This window comes from Streptomyces sp. NPDC005574, from assembly GCF_040605435.1.
Classification (GTDB): Bacteria; Actinomycetota; Actinomycetes; order Streptomycetales; family Streptomycetaceae; genus Streptomyces.
On record NZ_JBEXCW010000063.1, the window covers coordinates 15,259 to 33,623 of the forward strand.

Here is an 18,365-nt window from a genome sequence, read left to right on the forward strand (position 1 = left end):
GGCTGGGTGGGGCACTTGGCTGGGGGGCATCCGGGGCGGGAGGGCGCGTGACCGCGCCCTCCCGCCGATGCCGGCTGCTACCGGCCGCCGGTCTCCCGCCGCAGCCGCAGGGTCAGGATCTGGAACGGCCGCAGCGAGAGCGCGAGAGCACCGTCCCCGTCGAGCACCGCCTCCGCCTCCGCCCCGTCGAGCGGCCGCTCCAGCAGGTCGGTGACCTCGGCGCCGGCGAGCGGGAACCCGGTGCGCAGCACGCCCTGGGCGCGACCGCCGCGCGACTCGTACAGACGGACGACGACGTCGCCGGACGCGTCGTCGGCGAGCTTCACGGCCTCGACGGTCAGGCCCTCGCCGTCCACGGAGACGACCGGCTCGGGCGCGCCCGCCGAATCGGCCACCCGCAGCGGCAGGTTGAGGGCGTAGCCCTCGGCGACCGCGTCGCCGACGGTGGCGCCCGGCAGCAGGGAGTAGGTGAAGCGGTGCCGGCCCTGGTCGGCCTCCGGATCGGGGATCCGCGGGGCGCGGACCAGGCTCAGGGCGACCGTGGTCGTCGTACCGCCGTCCTCGCGGACCGTGCGGGTGACGTCGTGGCCGTACGTCGAGTCGTTGATGACCGCGACACCGTAGCCCGGTTCGGCCAGGTGCACCCAGCGGTGGCCGGAGACCTCGAAACGGGCCGCCTCCCAGGTGGTGTTGGTGTGGGTGGGGCGCTGGACGTGGCCGAACTGGATCTCGGCCGAGGAGTGCGGGGCGCGGATGTCCACCGGGAAGGACGCCTTGAGGATCTTCTCGGCCTCGTGCCAGTCGATGTCGGTCTCGATGTCGACGCGGGGGCTGCCGGCCCGCAGGGTGACGGTCTGGGTGATCCGCGACCCCTTGCCGAACGAGCGCGTGACGCGGACCGCGCCGAGCAGCGGGTCCTCCTCGACGACGGCCACCGCGTCCGCTTCCAGCAGGTCCGTGAAGCGGTTGCGGTAGTGCTTGTCGATGTCCCAGGCGTCCCAGTAGTTGGGCAGGTCGGTGTGCAGGCGCAGCAGGTTGCCGGGTCCGGCGAGGACCTCGCGGTTCGCCCGCAGGTCCAGGACGGACGACAGGGTGCCGTCCGCGGCGACCTCCACCCGTACCAGGCCGTTGTCGAGGACCCGGCCACGGACCGTCACCGGACGCGGCGGTTCGGCGGCGGCCAGCGGCGCGCTGCCGCTCGCGGGCACCTCCACGTAGGCGGGCGCGCCCGCGGACGTGCGGACCACCTCGGCGCGGGCGTACGGGCTGGTGTTGAACACCCGGCTGCCACCGTCCCCGAGGGCGGCGACCGCCTCGGCCGTCAGCTGCTCCAGTTCCCGGGCCACCCGCGCGTACTCGGCCTCCGCCTCCCGGTGCACCCAGGCGATCGAGGAGCCCGGCAGGATGTCGTGGAACTGGTGCAGCAGCACCGTCTTCCACAGCCGGTCCAGCTTCTCGTACGGGTAGGCGTAGCCCGGCGCGTGCAGCGCGGCCGTCGTCGCCCACAACTCGGCTTCGCGCAGCTTGTGTTCGCTGCGGCGGTTGCCCTGCTTGGTGCGGGCCTGGGAGGTGTAGGTGGCGCGGTGCAGTTCCAGGTACAGCTCGCCGACCCAGACCGGGGCGTCCGGGTACTCGTCGCGGGCGGCCTTGAAGAACGCGTCGGGGTGTTCGACGACGACCTTGGGCGAGCCCTCCAGGTCGGCGAGCCGACGGGCGCGTTCCATGATCTCGCGGGTGGGGCCGCCGCCGCCGTCGCCCCAGCCGAACGGAGCCAGGGAGCGCGTACCGCCGCCCTTCTCCGAGTAGTTGCGCACCGCCCGGTCCATCTCCTCGCCGCTGAAGCGGGCGTTGTAGGTGTCGACCGGCGGGAAGTGGGTGAAGATGCGGGTGCCGTCGATGCCCTCCCACCAGAAGGTGTGGTGGGGGAACTTGTTCGTCTGGTTCCAGGAGATCTTCTGGGTGAGGAACCAGTCGTTGCCGGCGAGCTTGGCGAGCTGCGGGTAGGCGGCGTTGTAGCCGAAGGAGTCGGGCAGCCAGACGCCCTTGGTCTCCACGCCGAAGTGCTCGATGAAGAACCGCTTGCCGTGGATGAACTGCCGGGCGACGGCCTCGCCGCCGGGCAGGTTGCCGTCCGCCTCGACCCACATGCCGCCGACGGGCGCCCACTGGCCCTTCTTCACCGACTCCTGGATGCGGCCCACACCTGGGGATAGTTGTCCCGGACCCATTCGTACTGCTGGGCCTGGGAGCAGGCGAAGACGAAGTCGTCGTACTCGTCGGCGAGCGAGGTGACGTTGGAGAAGGTGCGGGAGGTCTTGCGCTTGGTCTCGCGGATGGGCCACAGCCAGGCGGAGTCGATGTGCGCGTGGCCGACGCCGGAGATGGTGTGGGCGCTGGCGTGCGCGGGCCTGGCCAGGACGGGGGCGAGCACCTCGCGGACGGCCGCGGCGCTGCCGGAGACGTCGTCGAGGTCCAGGGTGTCCATGGCGCGGTCCAGGGCGTGCATGATCTCGTGGCGGCGCGGTTCGTGCTCGCCGAGGTGGACCATGAGCTCGCGCAGGACCTGGAGGTCCAGGTCGAGGTGCCAGACCTCCTCGTCGAGGACGGCGATGTCGGCCCGCCGGAAGGTGTAGAGCGGCTTGTCGCCCGCGGTCAGGATGTCACCGAGCGGGGTGGCCTTCGAGAAGTTGTCGGCGAGGATGTCCGGGTTGGAGGCCGCCTCCACGAGGTAGTCGATCGTCTCGCCGCCCACCGCCGGGTTGGCGACCGCGACGTACTGGTTGAGCGGGTTGACCGCCTTCAGCGGCGTCCCGTCGGTGAGGTGGACCAGGGCCTCGGCCTGGTTGCCGGGCCAGTCCCCCACGAAGCCGAGGTCGATGACGGCCTCAACGCGCTTGCCGGCCCACTCCGCGGGCACCTGCCCGCGCATCCGGAACCAGGTCGTGCCCCAGGGCGGCCCCCAGGGGGTGTCCATCGCGAAGGGCTCGTAGGGGGCGGCGGCGGCCTCCTCGAACGGGACCGGCTCCCCCGGCGCCTGCCAGGCCTCGACCTCGAGGGGGACGCCGGCCGCGTAGATCGCGGGCTTGACGCGCTGGGTGTGGACGCGCTCGACGCGCTCCTCGATCCGTCGGCGTTCGTCGTGCATGAGAGTCTCCAGGAAGGCTGGGAGCCAGAGGGTGAGCCAAAAGGCCGGAAAGCGCTTACTAACGGCGCTACGTAAGGTACGCCAGTCCGGGGTGGACGTCGGTGTAGCCCTCGACCAGCCTGCGGGCCACGTTCACGGAGTCGACGAGCGGGTGCAGCGCGAACGCCTTGACCGCCGTCGCGCGGGAGCCGGACGCGGCGGCCGCCAGGACCTCGCGCTCCACCGCCTTGACCGAGCACACCAGGCCGGTCGCGTGGTCGGGCAGCGGGTCCACCGAGACGGGGTGCGCGCCGTTGGCGTCGACCAGGCACGGCACCTCGATGACGGCGTCCGCGTCGAGCACCGAGAGGGTGCCCTGGTTGCGGACGTTGAGGATCAGCGTGGTGCGTTCGTCGCGGGCGATGGCCCGCATCAGGGCGAGCGCGACCTTCTCGTAGCCGCCGGAGAGGTCGTCGGCGTCGCGCTCACCGGCGCCCGCCGTCTCCCGGTTCTCGGCCATGTAGGTCGCCTCGCGCTCGGCGCGGGTGCGGTCCCAGGCGGTGAGGGCGGACGCGTCCGGGCGCCGCATCTCGTCGTAGAAACGTGCCTGCTGGTCGCGCAGGAAGGCGCCGCGGGTCTTGTCGGCCTGCTGGTAGGCGCGTACGGCCTCCCGGTTGAAGTAGTAGTAGTGCAGGTACTCGTTGGGGATCGCGCCGAGCGACTGGAGCCAGTCGACGCCGAACAGCTTGCCCTCCTCGAAGGAGCCGAGCAGGTCCGGGTCGGCGAGCAGTCGCGGCAGCTCGTCGCGGCCGGCCACCCGCAGTCCGCGGACCCAGCCGAGGTGGTTGAGGCCGACGTAGTCGATCCACGCCTCCTGCGGGTTCGCGCCGAGCATGCGGGCGATACGGCGGCCGAGGCCGACCGGGGAGTCGCAGATGCCGATGACGCGGTCGCCGAGGTGGCGGGACATGGCCTCGGTGACCAGGCCCGCCGGGTTGGTGAAGTTGATGACCCAGGCGTCCGGGGCGAGGCGGGCCACGCGGCGGGCGATGTCGACGGCGACCGGCACGGTCCGCAGCCCGTAGGCGATGCCGCCCGCGCCGACGGTCTCCTGGCCGAGGACGCCTTCCGCGAGCGCCACCCGCTCGTCGTCCGCGCGGCCCTCCAGGCCGCCGACGCGGATCGCGGAGAACACGAAGTCGGCGCCGCGCAGGGCCTCGTCCAGGTCGGTGGTGGCGGTGACCCGGGGGGCGTCGGACACGGTCGACGCCTGTTCGGCCAGTACACGGGCGACCGCATACAGTCGGCTGTCGTCCAGATCGTGCAGAACGACGTCCGTGACCCGCCCCTCCCCGCGGTCCGTCAGCAGCGCGCCGTACACGAGCGGCACCCGGAACCCGCCGCCGCCCAGAATCGTCAGCTTCACGCCGCACCCGCCTTCCCTGGTTCCTGGGCCAGGACCACGTCGACGCCCGCCTCCTCCAGGGAGGACCGCGTCACCGGGTTCACCGGCCCGTTCGTCACCACCACGTCCAGGTCCTCGGGACCGCAGACCTTCGCCATGCCCGTACCCGGGAACTTCGCCGAGTCCGCGAGCAGGACGACCTTCTCGCTGCTCTTGATCATGGCCCGCTTGACCGGCACCTCGACCACCGTCGTGTCCATCACCTGGCCGCCCGGGCGCACTCCGCTGGTGCCGAGGAAGAGCCAGTCGGCGTGCAGCTGGCGCAGGTTGTCCTCGGTCAGGAAACCGACCAGGGAGCGGTAGTCGCGGCGGACCACGCCGCCCAGGAGCACCAGCTCGATGCCCTCGTCGTCGGCGAGTTCCTCGTAGACCACCAGGTTGCTGGTGATCACGGTGAGCCGGCGGCCGTGCAGCTGCCTGGCCAGGCGATAGGCGGTGGTGCCGATGTCGAGCAGCACCGAGTCGCCGTCCGCGACCATCCGGGCGGCGTGCGCGGCTATGGCGTCCTTCTCGCCCACGCGCACCTCGGCGACCTCGGCGAAGGGTTGGTCGCCCTCGTCGGCCACGGCGCCGCCGTGCACCCGGGTGAGCAGTCCGTCCTCCTCGAGTTTCAGCAGGTCGCGCCTGATGGTGGCGGGGCTCACTCCGAGCTGCTCGGAGAGGTCGGTCACAGCCGCGGGGCCGCCCGAGCGCAGGGCCCGCAGGATGAGTTGGTGTCGTCGTTCTGCCAGCACGACGTGAACACTACTCGTCATCTTCGATCATTTCTATGCTCAGTTCTGCTCGGGTATTGACCAATCACGCGGAGCAGCGCACGATTCCGGTCACCGAAATGAAGAGTTTTGACGAGCTCTCCCGGCGAGAGGATGTGCGCGTGGTCGACGACCGGCCCGAGGTGCTGCTGACCGGCCTGCTCTTCTACGACCTCGTCCTCACCGGGCTGGGCAAGCCGCCCACCCCGGGCGAGGAGATCTGGACGGGCGGCATGGGCTGCGGCCCGGGCGGCATCGCCAACCTGGCGGTGGCCGCCGCCCGCTTCGGCCTGAGCACCTCCCTGGCCACGGTCTTCGGCGACGACTTCTACGGCTCCCACTGCCAGGAGGTCCTGGCCGGCCAGGAGGGCGTCGACCTCTCGCTCTCCCGGGTCGCGGACGGCTGGCACACCCCCGTCACCGTCTCCCTCGCCCATGCCGGGGACCGGTCCCTGATCACCCACGGCCAGGAACCGCCGTACTCGCAGGACGTCCTGATCGGCGACCCGCCCGAGGCGCGTACCGCCCTGGTGCACCTGGAGGCCGAGCCGCGCGCCTGGCCGGCCAAGGCGGCCGCGAACGGCACGCAGATCTACGCCGACGTCGGCTGGGACCCCACCCAGCGGTGGTCCACCGACCTGCTCGACCAGCTCGCCCTGTGCCACGCCTTCCTCCCCAACGAGGCCGAGGCCATGGCCTACACCCGCACCGACAGCGCGGTCGCCGCGCTGGGCACGCTCTGCGAGCTGGTGCCGGTGGCCGTGGTCACCCGGGGCGGCGAGGGGGCGGTCGCCGTCGACCAGACGACGGGCGAGTACGCGGACGTGCCGGCCCTCGACATCGATGTCCTCGACGCGACGGGCGCCGGTGACGTCTTCGGCGCGAGCTTCGTCGCCGCCTCGCTGGGCGGCTGGCCGCTGGCCGAGCGGCTGCGGTTCGCCGTGCTGGCGGCGGGCCTGTCCGTCGGGCATCACGGGGGCGCGCTGGCGGCCCCCGGCTGGTACGGCGTGGACCGCTGGTGGCGCGCCCTGACCGACCCCGAACTGAAGCGGGCGTACGGCTTCCTGGCGGAGCGGATGCCGAAGGACCCCGGTCCTCCCGTGCGGTACGCGCCCGTCACCCCGCCCGCACCACGGCACTGACCTCATCCCCACACCCGTGCGACCTCACGAACAGACCCGAAAGGCGGTGGGAGCTGTGCGGCTCTCACGAAGAGGCCTGCTGCGCGCCGGACTGGGCGGCTCGGCCACCACGGCGCTCGGCGGCCTGGCGTCCGGCTGTGCCGTTCCGACCGGTTCGACCGGCCGCGAGATGGTCCTGTGGTACTGGAGCGGCGGCCTGAGCGACACGGTCGTCAAGAACGCGAAGGCGCGTTACGACAGCTCCGTGGACCTGCGGGCCATCCAGATCGGCGGCCAGTACCGGTCCAAGCTGATCACCACCATCACCGGCCGGGCCCACATCCCCGACATCGCGGGGCTCAAGGGCGAGGACATGGCCGCCTACCTGCCGAACGCCAACCAGTTCATCGATCTGCGGACGCTCGGCGCGGAGAAGTACCGGAGCCGGTACCTGCCCTGGAAATGGGATCAGGGCATCGCCGACGACGGCACGATGGTCGGCTTCCCGATCGACTGCGGACCGGTCGCGCACTTCTACCAGTACGACGTCTACCGCAGGGCGGGACTGCCGTACGAACCCGACGACGTCACCCGCGAACTCGACACCTGGGAGAGGTTCTTCGACGCGGGCGTGCGACTGGGCAGGCGCGTCCCGGGGGCCAAACTGCTCACCGACGTCAACGGCGTCTTCGAGAACGTCGTGCAGCAGGGCGCGAAGCGGTACGTCGACAGGGACCGCCACTTCATCGGCGACCAGGAGCATGTGCGCCGGGCCTGGGCGCTCGCAGTGGAGGCCAAGCAGCGCGGGATCGTCTCGGACCTGGTGAGCGGTACCCCGGACCAGTTGTCCGCCATCCAGGCCGGCAAGCTGCCGACCCAACTGAACGCCTCCTGGGCCAGTTTCGACATCAAGAACGGCGTGCCGAGGACCAAGGGCAGGTGGCGGGTGGCACAGATGCCGGTGCGGCCCGCCAACAACGGCGGCTCGTTCCTGTCGATCACCAAGGCGTGCCGCGAGCCCGAGCGGGCCTTCGCGATCATCGCCTGGATGCTCGACGCGGCCAACCAGGCGCAGGGTTACGTCGACGCCGGCCTCTTCCCCTCCACGCCCGCCTCCTACGGCCTGGAGCAGATGCGGGAGCCCGACCCCTTCTTCGGCGGCCAGGTCACCACCGACGTCTTCGGGCCGGCCGCGCAGAAGATCGTGGTCGCCTACAACAGCCCGTACGACATAGCGCTCGGGCAGCCCCTCAAGGACGAGATCAAGAACGTCGGCGTCCTCGGCAAGGACCCGAAGAAGGCCTGGAGTGACGCCATGAGCAAGTGCCGGCGGATCGCGAAGCACCTGGGGGTGAGCCACTGATGGCCGTCCTCGAGCAGACCCCGCCCGCGGTGGCACAGCCCTCGCCCGTCCGGCCGAGGACGGGATTCCGCAAGCACTGGCACCTCTACGCCGCGATCTCGCCCTTCTACCTGCTCTTCCTCGGCTTCGGGCTGTTCCCCGTCGGCTTCTCCCTCTACCTGTCCTTCCACCGCTGGGACGGCCTCGGCCCGATGGAGTGGGCCGGACTCTCGCAGTACCGGTACCTGCTGAGCGACGGCGACTTCTGGAACTCGATCGGCAACACGGTCGTCATCTGGGTGCTGGCCACCTTCCCCATGATCCTCCTGGCGATGATCACGGCCGTGATGCTCAACTCGGCGGTCCGCTTCAAGAGCGTCTACCGCGTCGCCTACTTCCTGCCGAGCGTCACCTCGGTCGTCGCGATCGCGATCGTCTTCGGGTCGATCTTCTCCACCAACGCCGGCATGGTGAACGCCGTCCTGCACGCGGTGGGCCTCGACCAGGTGGCCTGGCTGAACACGCCCTGGGGCATCAAGGTCACCATCGCGACCCTGATGACCTGGCAGTGGACCGGCTACAACGCCATCATCTTCCTGGCCGGACTGCAGACCGTCCCGAGCGACCTGTACGAGGCCGCGCGCGTGGACGGCGCGGGACCGGTCCAGACGTTCCTCCGGATCACGCTGCCGCTGCTGCGGCCCACGCTGCTGTTCGTGCTGGTCGTCTCGACGGTCACCGGCCTGCAGAGCTTCTCGGAACCGCGGGTCCTGCTGCAGACCTCGTCCAACGACTCGACGTTCGCGGGCGGTCCGGGCCACTCGGGCCAGACGATGGTCCTCTACTTCTTCCAGCAGACCTTCGACAACAACGACTTCGGGTACGGCGCCGCGGTGGCGTGGGGCATCTTCCTCGTCGTCGTCCTCTTCTCGATCGTCAACTGGCGCCTCGTGCAGCGCCGGGGCGAAGACTAGGAAGGGCGCACCATGGCATCCATCAAGGGCTCCCGCCGCCGGGGCCTCGCGCTGCACCTCCCGCTGATCCTCGGCACCCTGCTCTCGGCCTTCCCGTTCTACTGGGCCGTGATCATGTCGACGCACACCTCGTCGGAGATCTTCTCCTACCCGCCGAAGCTGCTGCCGGGCACGCACTTCCCGGAGAACGTCCGCCATCTCTTCGACGCCGTCGACTTCTTCGGCTCGATGTGGAACTCCCTGCTGGTCGCGGTGTCGGTGACCTTCCTGGTCCTGTTCTTCGACTCGCTGGCGGCCTTCGTCTTCGCGAAGTTCGCCTTCCCCGGCCGGCGGCCGCTGTTCGGGCTCCTCATGGTGATCTTCATGGTGCCGGCGCAGCTGTCGGTCATCCCGCAGTTCGTGGTGATGGCGAGGATCGGCTGGATCGGCTCGATGACCTCGCTCATCGTGCCGGCCGCGGCCAACGCGTTCGGCATCTTCTGGATGCGGCAGTACATGCGCAGCGCCATCCCGGACGAACTCCTGGACGCCTCCAGGCTGGACGGGGCGAACTTCCTGCGCCAGTACTGGCACGTGGCGCTGCCGGTGGTCCGCCCGGGCCTCGCCTTCCTCGGCATCTTCACCTTCATGGGCCAGTGGAACGACTTCGCCTGGCCCCTGATCGCTCTCACCGACCCCGACAACGTGACGCTCCAGGTCGCGCTGTCCCAGCTCAACGGCACCCACGGCACCACCGACTACGGCATCGTGATGACCGGCGCGCTGCTCGCCCTGGTCCCGCTGCTGATCGTGTTCGCGCTCGGCGCCAAACAGATCATCGGTGACCTCGCGAAGGGAGCGGTCCGAGGATGACCGGCGATCCGCTGTTCGCCCTGCGGCCCTGGGAGACACCCGAGGTGACCTCCTGGGGACGGCTGCCCATGAACGCGGTCGACCGCCGGTCCGGGGCCCTGTGTCTGGACGGCGAGTGGCGCTTCCAGCTGCTGCCCGCTCCGGACGCACCGGTCGGCGGCGTCTGGTCGTCGTCGCAGGTGCCCGGTGTGTGGACCATGCAGGAGACGGACGACCTTCCGCAGTACACCAACGTCCGTATGCCGTATGCGCAATTCCCGCCGCTGTCTCCCGCCGCCAACCCGACGGGTGTGTACGAGCGCGAGGTCGACGTGCCCGCCGAGTGGGCCGGGCGGCGGATCGTGCTCCAGGTCGGGGCCGCCGAGAGCGTGCTGCTGGTGCACGTGGACGGGCGGCCGGTGGGCCTCTCCAAGGACTCCCACCTGGCCGCCGAGTTCGACCTGTCCGACGCCGTACGCCCCGGGGCGCCGGCCACGGTACGGCTGACGGTCGTGAAGTGGTCGGACTCCTCGCACATCGAGGACCAGGACCAGTGGTGGCACGGCGGCCTGCCGCGGTCGGTGCTGCTGTACGCGACGGACCCGCTGCACCTGGCCGACGTGACCGTCCGGGCGGGCCGTGACGGTGAGCTGCGGGTGGACTGCCTGGTGCGCGACGCGGGCGGCGCGCTGCCGGCGGGCTGGTACGTCAGCGGTGAGCTGGACGGCCTTCTCCTCGGCCAGGACGGGGAGTTCGACCGGGCCAACGCCGCGGACGAGCGGGTCTCCGACTTCCTCGGTGAGGCGCGGCTGCGCGTCCACGTCCCCGAGGTGCGCACCTGGAACGCGGAGACGCCCGAGCTGTACGACCTGACCGTCCGCCTGCACCGGCCCGAGGGGACGGTCGCCGACACCTCGCACCACCGCGTCGGTTTTCGCGACGTCGAGATCAGCGGCCGGGACCTGCTGGTGAACGGTGAGCGGGTCTACGTCCGGGGCGTCAACCGGCACGACTTCCATCCGCTGACCGGCCGTACGGTCTCACCGGACCACCTGCGGGCCGACCTCGTCCTGCTCAAGCGCTTCGGCTTCAACGCGATCCGCACCGCCCACTACCCGAACGACCCGGCGCTGTACGACCTCTCCGACGAGCTCGGGTTCTACGTCGTGGACGAGGCGGACATCGAGTCGCACGACCACGCGCACGAGATCGCCGGCGACCCGCGCTACCTGAGCGCCTTCGTGGACCGGGTCTCGCGGATGGTCCTGCGCGACAAGAACCACCCGTCGGTGATCATCTGGTCGCTGGGCAACGAGTCCGACTACGGCGCGAACCACGACGCGGCGGCCGGCTGGGCGCGCCGCCACGACCCGACCCGGCCGCTCCAGTACGAGGGGGCGGCCAAGCTCGGCTGGGCGGCCACCGACGACGCCTCGGACATCGCCTGTCCGATGTACGCGCCGATCGAGGACTGCGTCGCGCACGCCCTGTCGGGCCGGCAGACGCGGCCCCTCATCCAGTGCGAGTACTCCCACGCCATGGGCAACAGCAACGGCACGCTCGCCGAGCACTGGGCCGCCATCGAGTCCACCCCGGGTCTTCAGGGCGGCTTCATCTGGGAGTTCTGGGACCACGGAATCCTGCAGCGTGTGAGTGACGGAAGACCGGCCGGGCGCGCGGGCGCCGGGCTGTACGAGGGCGGCGTCGCCGCGCCCGGCCACCGCTGGGCGTACGGCGGTGACTTCGGGGAGACGGTCCACGACGGCGCGTTCATCGCGGACGGCGTGGTCTTCCCCGACCGCACGCCCAAGCCCGCGCTGTACGAGCACCGGGAGATCGCGGCGCCCGTGCGGCTGGAGTGCTTCCGGCACGAGGGTGTCGTGATCGGCAACCACCAGCACTTCCGCGGTCTGGACTGGCTGTCGGCCGCGTGGGAACTGGCCCTGGCCGACGGCCGGGTGCTGACCGCGCCGGCCGAACTGCCCGATCTGCGCCCGGGTGAGACGGCGGCGGTGCCGGTGCCGTTCGCGCTGCCGCCGGACGGCGGCGAGGCCTGGCTGACGCTGCGGGTCACGACCGCGCGCGACGAGCCGTGGGCGCCGCGCGGCACGGTGGTGTGCCTGCCCCAGGTGCGCCTGCGGGCGTCCGCTCCGGCAGCTGTCGTCCCGGTCGCGGACCGCCGGGTGGAGGTCGACGCGGACGGCCTGCTGGTCCATCCCCTGCTGACCACCGCGCCCACGCTGTCGCTGTGGCGGGCGCCCACCGACAACGACGAACTCGGGGGGATCGCGCCGCGCTGGCGTTCGTGGGGCCTGGACCGGCTGGTCCGCAAGGCCGTCGACGTACGGCGGACGCAGGCCGGGGTCACGGTCCTCGCCGAGTACGCGGCACAGGCGGGTGTCGTCCGCCACGTCCAGGTCCTCACTTCCGTCGAGGGCGGGCTGCGGATCGAGGAGTCGGCCGAGCTGCCGGACGGCCTCGACGACGTGGCCCGGGTCGGCTCCGTGTTCGAGACGGTGGCGGGCCTGGACCTGATGGAGTGGTTCGGGCAGGGCCCCTGGGAGTCGTACCCGGACCGCCGGGCGGGCGCCCCGGTGGGCCATCACCGGGTCCCCGTCGACGAGTTGTTCACCCCCTACCTGCGGCCGCAGGAGAGCGGCGGGCGGCACGGCGTACGGCACTTCACGCTGTCCGCGCCGGACGCGACCGGGCTCACCGTCCTGCTCGACGAGCCCCGGCAGGTCTCCGTGACCCGCCACCGCGCCGAGGACCTGACCGCGGTGCGGCACCACGACGAACTGGTCCCGCGTCCGGGCTGCGTGGTCCACATCGACGCCGCGCACCGGGGCCTGGGCACGGCCTCGTGCGGCCCCGACACGTCCCCCGCCCATCTCGTCGCGCCGGGCGTCCACCGCTGGAGCTGGACCCTGCGCGTGCTGTGACCGGTCCCCCCGGCCGGTCCGGGGGGCCCTTTCCCCCTTCTACGGCTTCCGGCCCCCTGCTGTCCGCGGGCCTCCCTCCCCCTTTCCCTCGCGGTTTCACCTTCACGGAGCACACGTGTGCACTTCGCATGAGCACGATCAGGGCGAGGCCGCCCAGGCCGGTGCCGGACGACGCGGTTTCCTGCGGGCCACCGCGCTGCTCGGCGCGGCCGCCGCGGCCGGGGTCGCGCTGCCGGACGCCGCCGAGGCGGCACCGCGGGCGGCGGCCCACTGGCGGCCCGACCCGGACAGCCGGCGTTTCACACTGGCCGTCATGCCCGACACGCAGTACCTCTTCGACGGGCCGAGCATCGACAGGGCGCCCTTCGAGGCGTCGCTGCGCTATCTCCTGGAGCACGGCAGGGAGGACAACATCGTCTTCCTGTCCCATCTCGGCGACCTCACGGAAAACGGCGCCACCGCCGAATGCGCCGCGATCGGCGAGGCGTTCGGGCTGCTGGACCGGCGCGGGGTCGGCTACAGCGTCCTGGCCGGCAACCACGACGTGCGGTCCTCGACGGACGACCAGCGCGGCTCGACGCCGTATCTGGACACCTTCGGGCCGAAGCGCTTCGAGGGCGCCGCGACGTTCGGCGGGGCGTCGCCCGACGGCTACAACACCTTCCACCTCTTCGGTGCCGCCGGCCGTCAGTGGATGGTGCTCGCGCTGGACTGGCGGCTGTCTGCCAGGGGCTACGCGTGGGCGAAGGAGGTACTGGCCGCGCACCCGCACACGCCGGTGATCCTCACCACGCACGAACTGGTCGTGGCCGACGACACGTTGTCGTCGTACGGGCAGCAGCTGTGGGACGGGCTCGTCGCGGACCACGACCAGATCTTCCTCACCCTCAACGGGCACTACTGGCCCGCGGGCCGCGCGACCCGGCGCAACGCGTCGGGGCACGACGTCCACCTGCATCTGACGAACTATCAGAACCGTTACTTCGGCGGCGCGGCGATGATCCGCCTCTACCGCTTCGACCTGGACCGGAACACCATCGACGTGGAGACCGTCTCCCCGTGGATCCTCGGGCGGGCGGCCGAGGGACTCAACGAACTGGAACGGCAGGAGATCGAACTGAGCGGCGACGCCGACCGGTTCTCCGTCGGCATCGACTTCGCGGCCCGCTTCGCCGGCTTCGCCCCGGTGCCCGCCCGGCCGGCCCGGCCCGCGTCGAGCGTCCTGGTGCGCGGCACCCTCGCCTACTGGCGTTTCGACGGCCACGCGGAGGGCTCGGCGGTGTCCGGCACGGTCCGCGACCTGTCCGGGCGGGGCAACGACCTCGGCGTGGTGAGCGTCGGCGGCGGCGCGCTGATCTGGTCCTCGGACCACCACCCCGACCAGCCGGGTCACGGCAGCCTGGAGTTCCGGGGTGACAGGTCGCCGCTCACCGGCGCGTATCTGCGGACCGTGGACGGCGCCCCCCTCAACTCGGCCACCTTCCGGTCCGGTTACACCATCGAGGCGTTCTACCGGCTGCCCGCCGACTGGGACCCCTCGCGCAACGCCTGGTCCGGTCTGGTCAGCCGCACCGGCACGGGCGGCGCCGCCGGCAGGACCGCGGACGATCCCGACGAGCCGCTCGCCACACTGTCCCTCTCCGACGGCCCCGGCCCGCAGTGGGCGGTGCGGCCGCTCAACCAGCAGGGCATCGCCACCAACTGGGGCGACGAGACGGCCCGGGAGCGGTGGTGGCACGTCGCGGTCGTCAACGACGGCAGGCACACCACGCTGTACGTCCAGGGCTGCCCGGTCGCCCGCAACCCGCACGCCCCCGCGGTCGGCCTCACCTCACTCGGGCTGCCCTGGCTGCTCGGCGGCTACGAGTACGCGGGAAGGATCGACCAGATCCTGCACGGACGGCTCGGTGACCTCCGGATCGTCGACCGGGCGCTGCCCGTGACCTCCTTCATGAACCACTGACCCGGCGAGGACCCCGATGACCGAGCAGCAACTGCCCGACTGGGCGGACCCGTCCGTCTCCCCCGCCATCCTCGAGGCGCAGGGCGTGTCCCGGCGCAAACTCCTGCGCCGCGCGGGCCTGTTCGGGGCCGCCTTCGCCCTCGGGCCGGCCGCCGTGCCCGCGGCGGCTGCCGGCCGCGGCCCCGGCGGCGAGGATCCGCACCTCGCCTACCTGGTGGGCGACCACCACATCCACACGGTGTACAGCCACGACGCGAAGTACACCTTCTCCCAACTGGCCCGCGCGGGCGCCCGGTTCGGCCTCGACTGGATGGTGTTCAACGAGCACTCCAACTTCGGGCACGCCGCCCACGGCGCCGCGCTGGAGCACAAGGAGATCCTCGCGGCGCGCGCCGCGAACCCCCGCCAGCTGATCTTCCAGGGCCTGGAGTGGTACATCCCGGCCGCCGAGCACGCCACGGTCTTCGCGGCCCCCGGCCCGCACGAGGTCGACCTGCTGACCCGCTTCGAACTCGCCTACGACGGCAAGCTGCTCGGCTACACCGAGGGAGCCGCCGGCGCCGCCGACACCGCCCGCAACGAGGCGCACGCGCTCAGGGCCCTGCGGTGGCTCGCGGAGCAGCGCCGCACCGGTTACGTGGACGACGTGCTCGTCCTCGCCAACCACCCGCTGCGCCTGGGCATCGACTCCCCGCGCGAGATCCGCGGCTGGCGGGACGCGGCCCCGGAGATCGTGATCGGCATGGAGGGCGCGCCGGGCGCCCAGGGCGCGGCGCTGCCCGGGTGGCGCGGCGCGACCTCGATCCGCGGCGAGTACGAGAACAAGCCGTCCGCGCAGTCCTGGGCGGGATACCCGGCCGACGCCTACGTCACCTACGGCGGCTTCGACTGGGCGACCGCGACCGTGGGCGGGTTGTGGGACGCGATGCTGTCCGAGGGCAGGCTGTTCTCCATCACCACCAACTCCGACGCGCACCGGGTGGTGTTCGACACCTGGAAGAACGGCGACTGGCCGGCCGGGCAGAACTTCGACAACACCGGCAGGCTCCCGGACCCGGTGGACACCGACACCCCGCAGCCGGGCAGCGACTTCTGGCCCGGCCAGTTCAGCCGCACCCACGTCGGTGTCACCCACTACGGCTACCGGTCGGTGATGGCCGGTCTGCGCGCGGGCCGCGTCTGGCTCGACCACGGGCATCTGCTCGACGGGCTCGACGTCCGGCTGAAGCGGGACTGCGACCACGGGCGGGGTGTCACCCTCGGCGGCCGGCTGCGGGTGCGCAGGGGCGAGAAGCTCACCCTGGACGTGACCGTGACCACCGCGACCCGCCCCAACTCCCAGGGCGTCCTGCCCGACCTGGCGCAGGTGGACGTGATCCGCGGCGCGGTGCGCGGACCGGTGCCCGACGCCGACACCTGGCGGGCGCCGGACACCAGGGTCGTGCACACGAAGGACGTCCGGGGCCGCAGGGGGACGTACACCCTGCGCATCCCGCTGACCGCGGGCGACGAGCCCTTCTACGTCCGGTTGCGCGGCAGCGACGGCAACCGGAACGGGGCCGGCTACCTGGGTGCCTCCGTGGACCCGCACGGCCCGGTCCCGCACGAGCCGGGCAACGGCGACCCGTGGGCCGACACCTGGTTCTACACCAACCCGGTCTTCGTGGACGTCGTCGGCTGAGGCGCCCCGCACGGGACGTGGGGAGCGGCGCGACCGGTCACGCCGGTCGCGCCGCTCGCCCAGGGCTCGGTGGCGCGGTCGACACCGCCGGGACGCGCCCAAGAGCTGACCGCAGCCCGCGTCGGCTCACGCGTGGAACCGCCGCTCCCGCGGCCTCGGCGCCGCGGTCATCGGCTCACGCGTAGAACCGCGAAAGGCTCTGCAGCACCGCCGCCGGCTTCGCGCCGCCCTCGATCTCGATCGTGCCGTCGACGGTGATCTGCGCCCCGCCCGGTACCTCCTCGACCTCGGCCAGCCGGGCGGCCAGGCGGATCCGCGAGCCGACCTTCACCGGCGCGGGGAAACGCACCTTGTTCAGCCCGTAGTTGACCTTCGTGGTGACGCCCTGGACGTCCAGCAGCCCGGTGAACAGCGGGATGAACAGGGAGAGGGTGAGGTAGCCGTGGGCGATCGGGGCGCCGAAGGGGCCTGCCGCGGCCTTCTCCGGGTCGACGTGGATCCACTGGTGGTCGCCGGTCGCGTCGGCGAACGTGTCGATGCGCTCCTGGGTGACCTCGATCCACTCGCTGGTGCCCAGGTCGCCGCCGGCCAGCTTCTTCAGTTCGTCGAGACCGTTGACGGTGATGCTCATATGCCGTTCCTCACGGGAGAGTTGTTCAGGAGTCGGTGCCGAACCGGGAGCGCACCCGGGACTTGAGGAGCTTTCCGGAGGCGGTGCGGGGCAGTTCGTCCGCCAGCACCACCGACTTGGGGATCTTGTACTTGGCCAGCCGGCCCGCCAGGGAGGCGAGCACCTCGTCCGCGTCGAGCCGGGCGCCCTCGCGGGGCACCACCACCGCGCGCGGTACCTCGCCCCACTTGTCGTCCGGCACGCCGATGACCGCGCACTCGACGATGTCCGGGTGGGCCAGCAGCTGGTCCTCGATCTCGGCCGGGTAGATGTTCTCCCCACCCGAGATGATCATGTCCTTGATGCGGTCGACGATGTGGACGTATCCGTCCTCGTCGACGCGGGCCGCGTCGCCGCTGCGGAACCAGCCGTCCGCGAAGGAGGCGGCCGTCTCCTCGGGCAGCCCCCAGTAGCCCGGCATGACGTGCGGGCCGCGGACCACGACCTCGCCCGGCTCGTCGACGTCCGCCGGGGAGAGGTCCGGGCGCACCACCCGTACGTCGCTGAAGAAGTGCGGTACGCCGGCCGAGCCGGCCTTGCTCACGGCGTGCTCGGCGTCCAGGAACAGGGTGCCGGGGGACGCCTCCGTCATGCCGTAGCCCTGCAGGAAGGTCAGGCCGCGTTCCTGGTAGGCGGCGATCAGCGGGGTCGGCACCGGTGAGCCGCCGCAGGTCAGGATGCGCAGCGAGGACAGGTCGGCGTCCTTGAAGCGCGGGTGCCGGGTCACCTGGTCGAACATCGCCGGCACCCCGAACATGAAGGTGATCCGGTGTTGTTCGATCAGGTCGAGGGTCTGCCCGGGATCGAAGGCGTCGACCAGGACGCAGCTGCCGCCCTTCAGCAGCACCGGCAGGGTGAGCATGTTCAGGCCCGCCGTGTGGAACAACGGGGCGGAGACCAGGGCGCGTTCGTCGGCGATCAGGTCGGTGTCGACCAGCACGTTGACCGCGTTCCAGGTCAGGTTGGCGTGGGTGAGCATGGCGCCCTTGGGGCGGCCGGTGGTGCCCGAGGTGTACATGATGATGCAGGTGTCGTCAGGGGCGACCGGCTCGTCGACCGGCTCGGCAGGCGCCGACGCCAGCGCCTGCTCGTACTCTGCGCCGACCTCGACGTACGTCCGTACGTCGGTGCTGCCGGGGAGTCCGGCGACGAGCCCCGCGTGGGTGGGGCCGTAGACGAGGACCTTGGCGCCGGAGTCGGCCAGCTGGTAGGCGATCTCCGGGCCGGCCAGGCGGGTGTTGAGGGGGACGAAGACCGCGCCGAGCGTGCCGGCGGCGAAGAGGGTCTCCAGGTAGGAGGGGTGGTTGGGGCCGAGGTAGGCGATCCGGTCGCCGCGGCGCAGACCCCGCAGGCGCAGGGCGTGGGCGAGGCGGGTGGTGCGTGCATACAGTGTGCGGTAGTCGGTCGACTGGCCGCCGTGGACCAGGGCGGTGCGGTGCGGGGTCTTGCGGGCCCGGCGTGCGGGCCAGGACCCGAGTCCCTCGTTGCGCATCTGGCGCC

Annotated in this window: 11 protein-coding genes and 1 pseudogene; 7 read left to right on the forward strand and 5 right to left on the reverse strand. The window is 71.7% G+C overall.

Translation table 11 applies throughout. The features are described 5' to 3' along the window. Window positions 1–77 precede the first annotated feature (77 nt). From ABZT03_RS30325 to ABZT03_RS30335, 3 genes and pseudogenes are all read right to left on the reverse strand, one after another. Window positions 78–3,145, reverse strand: a pseudogene (locus tag ABZT03_RS30325) (glycoside hydrolase family 38 C-terminal domain-containing protein). 67 nt (window positions 3,146–3,212) lie between these two features. Next, entirely contained in the window at window positions 3,213–4,550 is a 1,338-nt protein-coding gene (locus tag ABZT03_RS30330) for a 6-phospho-beta-glucosidase (protein WP_356045226.1), read from the reverse strand. Further along, window positions 4,547–5,323, reverse strand: a complete 777-nt coding sequence (locus ABZT03_RS30335) for a DeoR/GlpR family DNA-binding transcription regulator (protein WP_356045284.1) — start codon at window positions 5,321–5,323, stop codon at window positions 4,547–4,549. Before ABZT03_RS30335 ends, ABZT03_RS30330 begins: the two co-directional genes overlap by 4 nt. 140 nt (window positions 5,324–5,463) lie before the next feature. On the opposite strand from ABZT03_RS30335, the gene ABZT03_RS30340 reads away from it, so the two are divergent. The 7 genes from ABZT03_RS30340 to ABZT03_RS30370 all read left to right on the forward strand — a co-directional run bounded on the left by ABZT03_RS30340 (window position 5,464) and on the right by ABZT03_RS30370 (window position 16,195). Then, window positions 5,464–6,483, forward strand: a complete 1,020-nt coding sequence (locus ABZT03_RS30340) for a carbohydrate kinase family protein (protein ID WP_356045287.1) — start codon at window positions 5,464–5,466, stop codon at window positions 6,481–6,483. A 55-nt stretch (window positions 6,484–6,538) separates the two neighbouring features. Beyond that, complete coding sequence (locus ABZT03_RS30345) at window positions 6,539–7,825, forward strand: extracellular solute-binding protein (RefSeq protein ID WP_356045228.1); 1,287 nt, start codon at window positions 6,539–6,541, stop codon at window positions 7,823–7,825. Further along, on the forward strand, window positions 7,825–8,778 hold the full coding sequence (locus tag ABZT03_RS30350; protein WP_356045232.1) for a sugar ABC transporter permease: 954 nt from the start codon (window positions 7,825–7,827) through the stop codon (window positions 8,776–8,778). Before ABZT03_RS30345 ends, ABZT03_RS30350 begins: the two co-directional genes overlap by 1 nt. A gap of 12 nt (window positions 8,779–8,790) precedes the next feature. Beyond that, window positions 8,791–9,630, forward strand: coding sequence for a carbohydrate ABC transporter permease (locus ABZT03_RS30355; RefSeq protein ID WP_356045234.1), 840 nt, complete (start codon window positions 8,791–8,793; stop codon window positions 9,628–9,630). Then, a complete protein-coding gene (locus ABZT03_RS30360; protein ID WP_356045237.1) occupies window positions 9,627–12,551 on the forward strand; it encodes a glycoside hydrolase family 2 TIM barrel-domain containing protein in 2,925 nt (974 codons plus the stop codon). Before ABZT03_RS30355 ends, ABZT03_RS30360 begins: the two co-directional genes overlap by 4 nt. A 115-nt stretch (window positions 12,552–12,666) precedes the next feature. Beyond that, a complete protein-coding gene (locus ABZT03_RS30365) occupies window positions 12,667–14,514 on the forward strand; it encodes a LamG-like jellyroll fold domain-containing protein (RefSeq protein ID WP_356045240.1) in 1,848 nt (615 codons plus the stop codon). A 16-nt stretch (window positions 14,515–14,530) separates the two neighbouring features. Further along, on the forward strand, window positions 14,531–16,195 hold the full coding sequence (locus tag ABZT03_RS30370; protein ID WP_356045243.1) for a histidinol-phosphatase: 1,665 nt from the start codon (window positions 14,531–14,533) through the stop codon (window positions 16,193–16,195). Between the two features lie 175 nt (window positions 16,196–16,370). Here ABZT03_RS30370 and ABZT03_RS30375 read toward each other — a convergent pair whose 3' ends face one another. Both ABZT03_RS30375 and ABZT03_RS30380 read right to left on the reverse strand, forming a co-directional pair. After that, on the reverse strand, window positions 16,371–16,826 hold the full coding sequence (locus ABZT03_RS30375; protein ID WP_356045246.1) for a MaoC family dehydratase: 456 nt from the start codon (window positions 16,824–16,826) through the stop codon (window positions 16,371–16,373). A gap of 25 nt (window positions 16,827–16,851) precedes the next feature. After that, the gene (locus ABZT03_RS30380) at window positions 16,852–18,357 is read right to left on the reverse strand and encodes a long-chain fatty acid--CoA ligase (protein WP_356045248.1); all 1,506 of its coding nucleotides are present in this window, start codon (window positions 18,355–18,357) and stop codon (window positions 16,852–16,854) included. Between the last annotated feature and the right edge of the window lie 8 nt (window positions 18,358–18,365).